Source organism: Mesorhizobium sp., from assembly GCF_005063415.1.
GTDB lineage: Bacteria > Pseudomonadota > Alphaproteobacteria > Rhizobiales > Rhizobiaceae > Mesorhizobium.
The window spans coordinates 15,836-29,551 of the sequence record NZ_SUEG01000004.1; the positions used below are offsets into that span (position 1 = coordinate 15,836).

Below are 13,716 nucleotides of genomic sequence, written 5' to 3' on the forward strand. Positions count from 1 at the left end.
AATGGTAGGCAAAGTCGCCGTCGAGCAGCCGGCCATGCGCGACGAACGGAAAATTGCGTTGACGCAGATAGGCAAGGCGCTCGTCGACCTCGGCGATGCGGGTGACGACGACCCCATCGGCGCGTCAGGATTCGACGACATGGCGAAGCACGGAAAGTTCCGACTGGCCCTGCGCCGCTGCGGCCAGGATCAGGTCGGACCCGTGCGAAACCAGCCCTTCGCCGAGCCCGGTGACGAATTCGCCGAGGAAGGAATCGACCAGATTGGGGCCGCGGATCGGCAGCACCATGCCGACAAAACCGCTGCGGCCGGAGACCAGCGTGCGGGCTGCCGTGTTCGGCACATAGCCGGCCTGGCGCGCGGCCTCGGTGACACGTTGGCGCGTTTTCAAGGCGATCTGCTCGTGGCCGGCAAGCGCGCGCGAAACGGTGGTGATCGACAGGTCGAGCTGGGCAGCAAGTTCCTTGAGGGTCGTAACGCGGGCCGGCATCGTTCCTCCCGAACGAAGTTTGAAACGTTTGTAATCAGTCCAGGTCAAATTGCAAACGTTTTAAATGCGCGCAAGCCGTATTTGATTCTTGCCCGTTGATCCGCTTGGCCCTTGTTCGACCAAGACCGGGTTCTGCCAGCAAGCTCCCGGATGGAGATTTAAACGCAGCGGTTGCTTGACTCGGGCGGCGCCTTGTGAAAAATTTTGCAGCAACTGATAAAAATATCAAAGGGCAGAAATGGTTGGTTTTGGCAACGGCCTGCTGCGCGACGATGAGACAGGCATGGCAGCCCGTGCCGCCTGGCTTCACTATGCCGGCGGCCTGACCCAGTCGGAGGTCGCCAAACGGCTCGGCCTGACCAGCCTCAAGGCGCATCGCCTGATCACCAAGGCCAATCAGGAAGGCTTGGTCAAAGTCTACATCGACGGCGAAGTCTCCGAATGCGTGGAGCTCGAGGACGAATTGTCCGGCCGGTATGGCCTCGACTATTGCGAGGTGGTTCCGGACTTCGATGCCGAAGACCTGCCGCTCAAGGCGCTCGGCATCGCCGGCGCGCAGTTTCTCAAACGCGAGATCGAACGCGGCGAAGAGGCGCTGATCGGCGTCGGCCACGGCCGCACACTCGCCGCCTGCGTGGAATATCTGCCGCGCATATCGGCCGGCAGAATCCGTTTCGTCTCGCTGCTTGGCGGCCTGACGCGCAAGTTCTCGGCCAATCCACATGACGTCATCCACCGCGTCGCCGAACGGACCGGTGCGGAAGCCTATGTGATGCCCGTACCGATGTTCGCCAACACGGTCGAGGATCGAACCGTATTGCTCGGGCAGAAAGGCGTCAGCGATGTCTTCGACCTCGCCAAGTCCGCCGACTTGCTAATCGCCGGCATCGGCACCGCCGAACGTGAGGCCTCGCTTGTCGCTACCGGTATGATCGAGAAGGGCGAGATGGAGGAGATCCGCCGCAACGGCGGCGTCGGCGAACTGCTCGGGCATTTCTTCGACGGCGCCGGAAAGGCCGTTGCGACGACACTTTCCGACCGTGCGTTGGCGCTGGCGCGCGAAGACATCAGCAACCGCAGGATTGTCGCCGTCGCCGGCGGCAAGGTGAAGGTTCGCGCCATCAAGTCAGTGCTGGAGGGCCGGTATCTCAAAGGCTTGATAACCGACGAGCGGACGGCGCGATCGCTCGTGGAGCAGACGCCGGTCGGGTAGCCGGCAACCATTTCGTTGAAACTACCCTGTGGAGGAGAAGAGAAATGCATGAGAGAGAGAAAGACCTCATCGACGCATTCCTGCGTGGACAAGTCGACCGCCGTGGGCTGATCAAGGGCCTCGGTGCAATGGGCCTTGCCGCCAGCACCGCCGGTACACTGCTCAATTTCGGGCAGACCCGCGCCCTGGCGGCTGATTTCGACTGGCAGGCGCATAAGGGCAAGACCATCAAGCTGTTGCTCAACAAGCATCCTTATGCCGATGCGATGATTGCCAACCTCGACAATTTCAAGAAGCTGACCGGCATGGAAGTCGTCTATGACGTGTTCCCCGAAGACGTCTATTTCGACAAGGTTACCGCCGCGCTGTCGGCCAGCTCGCCCGAATACGATGCCTTCATGACCGGCGCCTACATGACCTGGACCTACGGCCCGGCCGGCTGGATCACCGACCTCAACGAATGGATCAAGGATCCGGCCAAGACCAACCCGAAATATGCCTGGGACGACTTCCTGCCAGGCGTCAAGAATTCCTGCGCCTGGAACGGCAAGCCGGGCGGCGCGCTCGGTTCGGAAGACGCCAAGCAATGGTGCATTCCGTGGGGCTTCGAACAGAACAACATCACTTACAACAAGGGCATGTTCGACAAGGTCGGCGTCAGCGTTCCCGGCAATATGGATGAGATGGTCGCTACGGCGGCGAAACTTACCAAGGATGTCGGCGGTGGCGTCTACGGCATCGGCGTGCGCGGCTCGCGTTCCTGGGCAACGATCCACCCGGGCTTCCTGTCGGCCTACGCCAATTTCGACCAGAAGGACCTGAACGTCTCGGCTGACGGCAAGCTGTCGGCCGCGATGAGCACCGCCGAATCCAAGGCTTTCCACAAGCAGTGGGTCCAGATGATCCAGGAGAGCGGCCCGAAAGACTGGTCGACCTACACCTGGTACCAAGTCGGCACCGATCTCGGTGCAGGTGCCTCGGCGATGATTTACGACGCCGACATCCTTGGTTACTTCATGAATGGCGGCGACAACAAGATGGCCGGCAAGCTCGCCTTTTCGGCATTCAAGGCCAATCCTGCCGCCAAGGCGCCGACGCCTAACATCTGGATCTGGTCGCTGTCGATGTCCAATTTCTCCAAGGACAAGGACGCCACCTGGTACTTCATGCAGTGGGCATCCGGGCCAGAGCATGCATTGTTCGGTGCGACCAAGATGGACTTCGTCAATCCGGTCCGTCAGTCGGTCTGGAACGACCAGATGTTCCGCGACAAGCTGAACAAGAGCTATCCGGGTTATGTCGAGATGTTCGACGTCTCGGCGCCAGGCGCCAGCATCAAGTTCACTCCGCAGCCGCTGTTCTTCGATCTCACCACCGAATGGGCGGCGACGCTGCAGAAGATGGTGGCCAAGGAAGTGCCGGTCGACGAGGGCCTCGACAAGCTGGCCGAGAGCATCAACAGCCAGCTCAAGGAAGCCGGGCTCGGCTAAGCCGCGGCCAAGGCTGACCCGTCCGCGGGCCAGCCTTTGAGATGTGATACGTTTGCGACGCGGTCCCGAAAGGTGCCGCCTGCTCGCCCGACCGGCCGCCTTGCTCCCTTGGGCGGCCGGGACGGCGAAGCAACAGGATGACGGAGCAGCAGATGACTGCGGCAACAATACAAAGAAACAGGCCGTCGGGCTTCAGGATCAGCAAGCGGGTGCTGCCCTACCTCCTCAGCCTGCCGGCCCTGCTGGTCTGCATCGGCATCCTGATCCCGTTCTTCACATCGGTGGTCTATTCATTCCAGCGTTACCGGTTAAGCCAGCCCTGGGCGCGGCAGTTCAACTGGGGCGACAACTATATCTCCTTCTTCACCGACCCGAAGTTCTGGAACACGCTGGAGATATCGCTGCTCTACGCCGGCATCACCGTTGTGCTCGAACTGCTTCTCGGTCTCGGCATCGCCATGCTGCTGCAGAAGCGCTCGACGCTGAACAACTTCATCTCGATCATGCTGCTGATGCCGCTGATGACGGCACCGGCGCTCGCCGCGCTGATGTGGAAGCTGATGACCAATCCCGGCTTCGGTGTGCTCAGCTACCTCGCCAGCCTGATCGGGCTGCAGGACTTCCGCTGGGCCTCGTCGCCGTCGACGGCACTGCTCACCGTCGTTCTCGTCGACATCTGGGTCTACACGCCCTTCATCATGATCCTGCTGCTTGCCGGCCTGCGCAGCCTGCCGACGCAGCCATTCGAGGCGGCAGCACTCGATGGCGTGCCACGCAGCTTCGTCTTCTTCCGCATCACCCTGCCGATGCTGACCCCCTACATCCTGACGGCGACGCTGTTCCGCCTGCTCGATTCCATCCAGCAGTTCGACATCATTTACGCCATGACGCAGGGCGGTCCGGGCGATACGCTGACCGTGTTCCAGGTCGAGGCCTATCTCAACTTCTTCCAGTCGACCAATGTCGGCCGCTCGGCGGCGCTGATGATCATCCTGTGGGCGATCACCTATTTCCTCTCGAACATTTTCATCAAGAACTGGCTGCGGCTGCGCGAACGCGCCCGCGGCCAGGCATAGGAGGCTGGCGTGGAACACACCTCGCTTCTCGAACGCATCCTGCGCGGCATTGCCCTGGCGCTGGTTGTGATCTTCTTCATGTTCCCGATCGTCTGGATCCTGATGATGTCGTTCCAGACTAACGAGACAATCCTGCGGATTCCGCCGCAGCTTGTCTTCGAGCCGACGCTCGCCAACTACACTGCCTTGATCACCGGCAAGCTGATGACGGCAGCCGGCACGCTCGACATCGCCTTCATGCGCAATCTTTGGAATTCCGTCTTCCTGTCGGTCACCTCGGTTGCCGTCGCGTTGCTGCTCGGCGTTCCGGCGGCCTATGCCTTTGCGCGGCACAAATTCCGCGGCTCGGAGGACATTGCCTTCACGCTGCTGTCGTTCCGGTTTGCGCCGGCGCTGCTGGTGCTCCTGCCGCTCACCCTCTATTTCCAGAAGCTCGGGCTGGCCAATACCTATATCGGGCTGATTTGGGTCTACCAGCTGATCTGCCTGCCGTTGATCCTGTGGATCGTGCGCGGTTATTTCGAGGACATTCCCGCCGACATCGAATACGCCTACCGCATCGCCGGACATTCCTGGTTTGCCACCTTCCGCAAGATCGCGCTGCCGCTCGCCGGCCCAGGCATTGCCGCTGCCGGCCTGCTCGCCTTCATCTTTGCCTGGAACAATTTCGTTTTTGCGCTGGTGCTCGCCTCGGCCGACAAGCAGCCGGTGACGGTCGGCGCGCTCGCCTTCATCACGTCTTCGGGCATCCAGTATGGCCAGATCTCGGCGGCGATCGTGCTGTCGATCACGCCGACGCTGGCGCTCGCGCTCTATGCGCAACGCTATCTCGTCGAAGGTCTGTCGCTTGGCGCGGTGAAAGGATAGTCCGATGGCAAGCCTCGAACTGCGAAACATCGTCAAGCGCTATAAAAGCCAGACAGTTCTCGACGATCTGTCGCTGACCGTCGCCGACGGCGAAACGCTGGTCCTGTTCGGGCCGTCCGGCGCCGGCAAGACGGTGCTATTGCGGCTGGTCGCCGGCGTCATCGACCCCGACGAGGGAAAGATCCTCATCGGCGGCGAGGACATGACCGATCTCGACGCCGAGTTCCGCGGCGTCGGCATGGCATTCCAGAACTTCGCGCTGTTCCCGCATATGACGGCGTTCGATAACATTGCGACGCCGCTGCAGGCGAAGCACTCATCGCAAGGCACGATAACGACCGGCGTCGAGAGCGTCGCCAAGCTGCTGAAAATCGGCCATGTGCTCAGCCACAAGCCGCGGGCGCTGTCCAACGGCCAGAAGCAACGCACCGCGCTTGCCCGCGCGCTGGTCGGCTCGCCGCCGGTTCTGCTGCTCGACGATCCCTTGCGCAACGTCGATGCCAAATTGCGCTTTGAAATGCGGCTGGAATTGCCAAGACTGCTGGCGGATCGTGGCGCGACCGTCATCTACGTCACCCAGGACTACAAGGAGGCGATGGCGCTCGGCGACCGCATCGCGGTGATGTCGCAGGGCGTCGTCAAACAGCTCGGCACGCCCGAACAGATCTACCGCGAGCCAGCCAATGTCGAGATTGCCCGGCTGTTCGGCGACCCGACCATCAACCTTCTGGACGTCAAGCCGTCGCGGGACGCCAAGGGCATCTATGTCGGCTTGTCCAACGTCCAGGTCCATTTGGCCGGCGCTCATGAGGCGGCGGTCGGCCGCGACTGCGTGATCGGTTTGCGGCCGGAGGCGCTGGCCTTTGTCGATGAAGGCACGCCCGGCGCCATTCCGGTGACGGTCGAGGCTGAGACGCCGCTCAACGAGAAGATCGTCACGCTGGTGCGAACCGTGCGCGGCCGTGAAATCCTGGTCTCGCGTCCGTCCGGGACGCCGGGCCAATCCGAAGGCCGGGCGCATATCGCAGTCGATAGCAAAAGCGCCGTGCTGTTCGATCGGGCAAGCGGCGAGCGTATCGGCTCGAAGAATGTCGTCAATTTGCGCAGTGGAGAAGCGGCATGAGCCCGACCGCAATCACCATTTCGGGCGTCGACAAGTTCTACGGTCCGATCGACCGCGGCGTACACGCCGTCAAGAACCTGACGATGGAAATCGCCAAGGGCGAGATCGTGGCGCTGCTCGGCTCGTCCGGCTGCGGCAAGACCTCGACATTGCGCATGATCGCAGGCTTCGAAGAGGTCTCGCGCGGCACCATCGCGGTTGCCGGCCGCAAAGTGCACACGTTGCCGCCGGTCAGGCGCAACGTCGCAATGGCCTTCGAGGGCTATTCGCTCTACCCGCCGCTGACCGTGCGTGAGAACATCGTTTTCGCCCTCAAGGCCGCCAGGCTGGCGAAGAGTGCGGTCGATGCAAAGGTTGCCAATATCGCCAAGCTTCTCGAGATCGAGGACATTCTCGAGCGCTATCCGAGCTCGATCTCCGGCGGCCAGCAGCAGCGCGCCAGCCTCGGCCGGGCGCTGATCCGCGAGGCCGACCTGCATCTGCTGGACGAGCCGATGGGCCAACTCGAGCCGCAGCTTCGCGCCGTGCTGCGCGGCCGCATCAAGCATTTCATCAAGGAGCGCGGCCTGACCGCGATCCTGGTCACGCACGACCAGACCGAGGCCAATGCGCTGGCCGATCGCATCGCTGTCATGGAGGGCGGCGTGCTGCAGCAGTTCGACACGCCTGACAGGCTCAAGGAGCGGCCGGCAAACCTGTTCACCGGTACCTTCGTCGGCGAGCCGCCGATGAATGTCTTCGAGGCCTATGTCGGCACGGCTGCCGGCAAGATCAGTCTCAAGCTGCCCGACGGGCTTTCGCTCGACTACGACAAGGATGCGTTCAGCGGCCCGGTTCGCGACGAATTGCTCAACCGGCAGCGCGTTGTCATCGGCGTCAGGCCCTATGCCGTTCGCCGCTCGAAGGACGGTGTGCCGGCGACGGTTTCGGCCAATCAATGGCTCGGCGACCAGACCCACATCGCCGCCGATTTCGCCGGCGGTTCGCTGGTCCTGGTCGAGCATGACCGAACCCGCTTGGAGCTTGGCGCGCCGATCAAGATCAGCATCGATCCGAAAAACCTTCACGTCTTCGATCAGGCGAGCGGCAATGCCATTTCGCACGGCACGGAGCTTGCCTGATGCGGGATGTGCTGATCGGCATCGACGCCGGCACGTCTGTAATCAAATCCGTCGCCTTCGACACGGCGGGCAGGCAGATCGCGTCCGCCGCGCTGCCCAATAAATACGAGACACTGCCGGGCGGCGGCGCCGAGCAGGACCTGGCCCGCACCTGGGCCGATACCGCGACGACCTTGCGCGAGCTTGCCGACAAGGTACCGGACCTAGCCACCCGGACCATTGCCGTCGCCGTGACCGGGCAGGGCGACGGCACCTGGCTGATCGACAAGCATGGCGAGCCGGTAGGCAAGGGCTGGCTGTGGCTCGACGCGCGCGCTGCCGCGGTCGTCGAGGAGATCCGCGCGCGGCCAGAGGACCGGCTGCGCTTCGAAAAGACCGGCAGCGGGCTCGCTGCCTGCCAGCAGGGATCGCAGTTCGTCTTCATGAAGCGCCACATGCCCGCGATGCTTGCCAATGCAGCGACGGCCTTCCACTGCAAGGACTGGCTCTATTTCAAGTTGACCGGCCACCGCGCCACCGACCCGTCCGAGGGCACCTTCACCTTCGGCGACTTCCGCACGCGCGGCTATTGCGATGATGTGCTCGAGGTACTCGGCGTCACCGATCTCCGGCATCTACTGCCGCCCATCGTCGATGGCACCAGGCAAAGCACCGCACTGTCGGCGGCAGCAGCCGATGCAACCGGCCTGCTCGCCGGCACACCGGTCGTTCTGGCCTATGTCGATGTCGCCTGCACGGCGCTCGGCGCCGGCCTGTTCGATCGCGAGCGCAAGCCGGGATGCTCGATCATCGGCTCCACCGGAATGCATATGCGGCTTGCCGAAACGCCGGACGAGGTTCTGCTCAACGAGGCTGCAACCGGCTACACGATGACGATGCCGGCACCGGGCGTCTTTGCGCAGATGCAGTCGAACATGGCGGCAACGCTCAATATTGACTGGGTCCTTGGCCTCGCCTCCGGCATTCTCGCCTCGCAAGGTATCACGCGGACCAATGGCGAGATGATCGCGCTGGTCGACCAGTGGATATCGTCGTCCGAGCCAGGCTCGCTGCTCTACCAGCCCTATGTCTCGGAGGCCGGCGAGCGCGGGCCGTTCGTCGATGCCAATGCCAGGGCCGGCTTCGTTGGCATTTCGTCCAGGCACGGCTATGCCGACATGGTCCGCGCGGTGTTCGAGGGGCTGGCTTTCGCGGCACGCGATTGCTACGCCGCCATGGGGCCGCTGCCCAAGGAAATCCGCCTGACCGGCGGAGCGGCCAGGAGCCCGGCTCTGCGCAAGATCCTGGGTGCTGCGGTCGGCGCGGATATTCGCACCAGCGAGCGCGAGGAGGCCGGTGCTGCGGGCGCTGCAATGATTGCTGCGGTCTGCGTCGGCCAGTACGCATCGATGGACGATTGCGTCAGTGAATGGGTCACACCTTTGCTCCGTGCGGCCGAGCCCAGCGACCGGAAACTTGCCGCCGCCTATGAGGCGATGGCTCCGTCCTACGCATTGGCGCATGAGGCGCTGCGGCCGGTCTGGCGTTCGATGGCCGCGTCCAGGCAAACTGACGTGAATTGAGAAGAGCATGCCCAAAAAAATTGCGATCATCGGTGACCGCTTCATGCTTCCGGAAGTGTTTCGCGAGAAAATCGAAGCGGCCTGCGGCGACAACCTCGACATCCGCACCGTTGAGACCGCTTGGCCCGACGAGCCGATGGAATTCGGCAATGCTGCGCTCGGCCTCGACAAGGTCAAGGAGTATTTCGGTGATCCGGACGAGGTGGTCGATTTCATTGGCGACGCCGAAATCTTCGTCACCCAGCTTGCACCGCTCTCCGAAAGCATGATGCAGCGCCTGCCGACGCTCAAGCTGGTTGCGGTATCGCGCGGTGGGCCGATCAACATCGACATGGCGGCCGCCAAGGCCCATGGCATCACGGTGGTCAATGTGCCCGGTCGCAATGCCAGCGCCGTGGCCGAGTTCACCATCGGCGCCATTCTCGCCGAGACGCGGCTGATCCGCGTCGGCCACGAAGCCTTGCGCAAGGGCGAGTGGCGCGGCGATCTCTACCGCGCCGACCGCACCGGCCGCGAGCTCAACGAAATGACCGTCGGCGTCATCGGCTACGGCAATATCGGCACCAGGCTGGTTCGGCTGCTGCGCGCGTTCGGCTGCCGCATCCTGGTTTGCGATCCCTATGTGCAATTGAGCGCCGAGGACCGCAATGCCGGCGTCGAGCTGGTTGCGCTGGACGATCTGCTGTCGCGCTCCGATGTGGTCACGCTGCACTCCCGGGTCACCGAAGAGACGCGCGGTCTGATCGGCAAGGACGCCATCGCCCGGATGAAGCCGGGCGTGATCTTCGTCAATACCGCGCGCGGACCGCTGGTCGACTACGATGCGCTCTACGAGGCGCTCGTCTCGGGACACATCGGCAGTGCTATGCTGGAGACGTTCGCCGTCGAGCCGGTACCTGCCGACTGGCCCTTGCTGCAGTTGCCGAACGTGACGCTGACGCCGCATATCGCCGGCGCGTCGGTACGCACCGTGACCTACGCCGCCGAGCAGGCGGCCGAGGAAGTGCGCCGCTTCATCGCCGGTCTGCCTCCGGCCAATCCATGCTGACGACAGGGCATAGAGCGAGATGAGCGGTGAAACCGAAATCATCGACCTCTTCGTCATCGGCGGCGGCGTCAATGGCGCCGGCCTCGCGCGCGATGCGGCGGGCCGGGGGCTGTCGGTCATCCTCTGCGAAAAAGACGATCTCGCCGAGGGCACCAGTTCGCGATCGGGAAAGCTCGTTCATGGCGGTTTGCGCTATCTCGAATATTACGAGTTTCGCCTGGTGCGCGAGGCGCTGATCGAGCGCGAGGTGCTGCTCGAATCCGCGCCGCACATCATCTGGCCGATGCGCTTCGTGCTGCCGCACAGCCCCGATGACCGGCCGGCCTGGCTGGTCCGGCTCGGCCTGTTCCTCTACGACCATCTTGGCGGTCGCAAGCGGCTGCCGTCTACACGTACGCTCGACCTGCGCACCGCGCCAGAAGGCGCGCCGATCAAGGACGCCTTCAAGCGCGGCTTCGAATATTCCGACTGCTGGGTCGACGACGCCCGCCTGGTCGTCATCAACGCGCTCGACGCCGCCGAGCGCGGTGCCAGGATATTCACCCGCACCGCCTGCATGGCCGCCCGTCGCGAAAACGGCCTGTGGTCGGTGGAGATGCGCGACGGTCGAACCGGCGTCAGGACCACAGTCCGGGCACGGGCGCTGATCAATGCCGCCGGTCCCTGGGTCAATGACGTCATCAACCGCGTGGCTGGCCAGAACTCCAAGCGGAACGTGCGCCTGGTCAAGGGCAGCCACGTCGTCGTGCCAAAATTCTGGGAAGGGCGACAGGCCTATCTCGTCCAAAACAGCGACAAGCGCGTGATCTTCATCAATCCCTATCAAAACGATCTCGCGCTGATCGGTACCACCGATATTCCCTATGACGGGCGGCCGGAGGACGTGACTGCGGATGCCGGCGAGATCGATTATCTGATCAAGGTGGTCAACCGCTACTTCAAGCGCCAGCTTGCGCGCAGCGACGTCGTTCATTCGTTTTCCGGCGTCAGGCCGCTCTATGACGACAATGCCGACAATCCGAGCGCGGTGACCCGCGATTATATTTTCGAACTCGACGCTTCGGCAGGGCAGGCGCCGCTGCTTTCCGTCTTCGGCGGCAAGATCACCACCTTCCGTAAATTGGCCGAGCACGCGCTGGACCGCATCGCCCCGTTCTTTCCGAAGATGGGCAAGCCGTGGACCTCGAAAGGGCATCTGCCGGGCGGCGATATCGCCAATGCCGATTTCGAGCAGTTCCTCGGTGACCTCGGCCACGAATATCCCTGGATGCCGGCATCGCTGGCTAAGCATTACGGCCGACTCTACGGCACAAGGACGCGTGATCTGGTCGGCGCGGCCGGATCGCTCGCCGAACTGGGCCGGCGCTTCGGCAAGGATTTTTTCGAGCGCGAAGCCAACTACCTGCTTGAGCACGAATGGGCCGAGACCGCGGCCGATATCTTGGAACGACGCACCAAGCACGGCCTGCATCTGTCCGGCGCGGAAAGAGAAGCCTTCGAGGACTGGTGTTCGAGCCGGATGGCGAAGGCCGGCTGATGGCCTTTACGCTGTCCCTCAATACCAATCCGCTGGTCAACCGTTTTGCCGAGCCGGACGACCTGATCGATACGATCGCCTACGACATCGGCATCCGCGACGTGCAGCTCACGCATGAATTCGTCAATCCCGGCTGGCCGGCGGCGACGATCGCCAAATTCATCCGCCTGTTCCGCTCCGCTCTCACCCGCACCGGCGTGCGCGTGACCTCTGCGATGACCGGCCCTTACGGCCGGCTCAATCATTTCGGCCATCCCGATGCCGAGGTGCGCCGCTACTACGTCGACTGGTTCAAGACCTTTGCCGAAATTTCGGCCGAGCTCGGCGCTGCGGGCATGGGCACGCAATTCGCGATCTTCACCCATCGTGACTACGACGATCCTGAGCGTCGCGCGCGGCTTTTCGAGATCGCGCTGGAATGCTGGCGCGAGGTCGCCGAGCATGCCAAAGCAGCCGGCTTGACCTACCTGTTCTGGGAGCCGATGTCGGTCGGCCGCGAGTTCGGCCATACGATCGAAAGCTGCCGGACGCTGCAGAGCGAAATCAATGCGGCCGGCATGGCGATCCCGCTCAAGATGATGGTCGACATCGACCATGGCGACGTCACTTCGAGCAATCCGGACGACATCGACCCTTATGCCTGGGCCGAAGCTTTTCCACAGGAATCGCCGATCATCCACGTCAAGCAATCGTCGATGAACAAGGGTGGCCATTGGCCGTTCATTGCCGCCCACAACAAGGACGGCCGCATCACGCCGGAAAAGCTGCTGGAGACGATTCGCCGGGGCGGCGGCATCGACAACGAGATCTGCCTCGAATTGTCGTTCCGCGAACGCGAGCCGGTCGACCATCAGGTCGTCGCCATGATCCGCGAGTCGGTCGACTACTGGGCGCCCTTCATCGAGACCGGCAGGGCCGATCTGTTGCCGCGAGCATGATCGGATGAGCAGGAGCCGACGCGGCTCCTGCTCAGAACCGGAATATGTCAGCCAAATTTCGGGTCGAGGCTTCCGGACTTGTAGCGCTTGGCCATTTCCGACAGCGGCAGCGGCTTGATCTTCGGTGCGTTGCCGGCGGTGCCGAATTGCTCGAAGCGCTCCTTGCACAGCTTCCGCATGGCGGCCATTGCCGGCGTCAGATATTTGCGCGGATCGAATTCGCTCGGGTTCTCGGTCAGCACCTTGCGGATCGCGCCGGTCAGCGCCATGCGGTTGTCGGTATCGATATTGATCTTGCGCACGCCATGCTTGATGCCGCGCTGGATCTCCTCGACCGGCACGCCCCATGTCGGCTTCATCTGGCCGCCATATTTGTTGATGATCTCCTGCAACTCCTCCGGCACCGAGGACGAGCCGTGCATGACGAGATGCATGTTCGGCAAGCGGCGGTGGATTTCCTCGATGACGTTCATGGCCAGCACGGCGCCGTCCGGCTTGCGGCTGAACTTGTAGGCGCCGTGGCTGGTGCCCATGGCGACTGCCAGCGCATCGACACGGGTGCCGCGCACGAACTGTTCGGCCTGTACCGGATCGGTCAGCAACTGGTCGTGGCTGATGACGCCCTCGACGCCATGGCCGTCTTCCTGCTCGCCGCCGCCCATCTCAAGCGATCCAAGAACGCCGATCTCGCCTTCCACCGACACGCCGCCCCAATGCGCCATGTCGACGACGCGGCGGGTGATGCCGGAATTATAGGCGTAGTCGGCGGGCGTCTTGCCGTCCTCCTTTAGCGATCCGTCCATCATCACCGAAGTGAAGCCGTGTTGGATCGCGGTGACGCAAGTGGCTTCGTTGTTGCCATGGTCGAGATGCATGCAGACCGGGATATCGGGATGGATTTCGACCAGCGCATCGATCAGTTTGGCAAGCACGACGTCGTTGGCGTAGGCCCGCGCGCCGCGGCTCGCCTGCAGGATGACCGGCGATTTGGTCTCCTCGGCCGCCTCCATGATAGCGAGGCCCTGTTCCATATTGTTCATGTTGAAGGCAGGCACGCCATAGCCGTATTCGGCGGCATGATCGAGCAATTGTCTCAGTGTGATGCGAGCCACTCAGTAGTCTCCCGTATCCGGTTTCGAGCCAGTGTTTGCGGGCTGTTCGGTTGTCGTCGAGCCCCTGATGCTTCTGGCCGGATTTCCGTGGCACCGCAACCGCTGGGCGCTCGGCCGGCAGCAATTCTTGTTACAGCAC

Annotated in this window: 12 protein-coding genes; 10 read left to right on the forward strand and 2 right to left on the reverse strand. The window is 62.9% G+C overall.

Translation table 11 applies throughout. From position 1 onward, the window contains the following. Nucleotides 1–124: 124 nt before the first annotated feature. Nucleotides 125–490, reverse strand: coding sequence for a LacI family DNA-binding transcriptional regulator (locus E5W70_RS02230; protein WP_292653830.1), 366 nt, complete (start codon nucleotides 488–490; stop codon nucleotides 125–127). A 238-nt stretch (nucleotides 491–728) separates the two neighbouring features. Here E5W70_RS02230 and E5W70_RS02235 point away from each other — a divergent pair, with 238 nt between their 5' ends. From E5W70_RS02235 to E5W70_RS02280, 10 genes are all read left to right on the forward strand, one after another. Then, nucleotides 729–1,703 carry a sugar-binding transcriptional regulator gene (locus tag E5W70_RS02235; RefSeq protein WP_292653831.1) on the forward strand — a complete coding sequence of 325 codons (975 nt, stop codon included), beginning with the start codon at nucleotides 729–731 and terminating at the stop codon, nucleotides 1,701–1,703. Between the two features lie 44 nt (nucleotides 1,704–1,747). Continuing rightward, entirely contained in the window at nucleotides 1,748–3,193 is a 1,446-nt protein-coding gene (locus E5W70_RS02240; protein ID WP_292653832.1) for an extracellular solute-binding protein, read from the forward strand. Nucleotides 3,194–3,345: 152 nt separating this feature from the next. After that, nucleotides 3,346–4,269: a sugar ABC transporter permease gene (locus tag E5W70_RS02245; RefSeq protein ID WP_292653833.1), complete on the forward strand. Its 924-nt coding sequence runs from the start codon at nucleotides 3,346–3,348 to the stop codon at nucleotides 4,267–4,269. A gap of 9 nt (nucleotides 4,270–4,278) precedes the next feature. Continuing rightward, nucleotides 4,279–5,136, forward strand: a complete 858-nt coding sequence (locus E5W70_RS02250; protein WP_023676025.1) for a carbohydrate ABC transporter permease — start codon at nucleotides 4,279–4,281, stop codon at nucleotides 5,134–5,136. A 4-nt stretch (nucleotides 5,137–5,140) separates the two neighbouring features. After that, entirely contained in the window at nucleotides 5,141–6,259 is a 1,119-nt protein-coding gene (locus E5W70_RS02255) for an ABC transporter ATP-binding protein (protein WP_292653834.1), read from the forward strand. Next, complete coding sequence (locus tag E5W70_RS02260) at nucleotides 6,256–7,380, forward strand: ABC transporter ATP-binding protein (protein WP_292653835.1); 1,125 nt, start codon at nucleotides 6,256–6,258, stop codon at nucleotides 7,378–7,380. Before E5W70_RS02255 ends, E5W70_RS02260 begins: the two co-directional genes overlap by 4 nt. Beyond that, nucleotides 7,380–8,942 (forward strand): FGGY-family carbohydrate kinase, encoded by a 1,563-nt coding sequence (locus tag E5W70_RS02265; protein ID WP_292653836.1) that lies wholly within the window; start codon nucleotides 7,380–7,382, stop codon nucleotides 8,940–8,942. The genes E5W70_RS02260 and E5W70_RS02265 overlap by 1 nt, the downstream gene beginning before the upstream one ends. 7 nt (nucleotides 8,943–8,949) lie before the next feature. After that, a complete protein-coding gene (locus E5W70_RS02270; protein ID WP_292653837.1) occupies nucleotides 8,950–9,990 on the forward strand; it encodes a 2-hydroxyacid dehydrogenase in 1,041 nt (346 codons plus the stop codon). Between the two features lie 19 nt (nucleotides 9,991–10,009). Next, the gene (locus E5W70_RS02275) at nucleotides 10,010–11,527 is read left to right on the forward strand and encodes a glycerol-3-phosphate dehydrogenase (protein WP_292653838.1); all 1,518 of its coding nucleotides are present in this window, start codon (nucleotides 10,010–10,012) and stop codon (nucleotides 11,525–11,527) included. Further along, complete coding sequence (locus E5W70_RS02280) at nucleotides 11,527–12,465, forward strand: TIM barrel protein (protein ID WP_292653913.1); 939 nt, start codon at nucleotides 11,527–11,529, stop codon at nucleotides 12,463–12,465. The genes E5W70_RS02275 and E5W70_RS02280 overlap by 1 nt, the downstream gene beginning before the upstream one ends. Before the next feature lie 47 nt (nucleotides 12,466–12,512). Here the strand turns inward: E5W70_RS02280 and fba are convergent, their stop codons facing one another. Beyond that, nucleotides 12,513–13,577 (reverse strand): class II fructose-bisphosphate aldolase, encoded by a 1,065-nt coding sequence (gene fba / locus E5W70_RS02285; protein WP_292653839.1) that lies wholly within the window; start codon nucleotides 13,575–13,577, stop codon nucleotides 12,513–12,515. Between the last annotated feature and the right edge of the window lie 139 nt (nucleotides 13,578–13,716).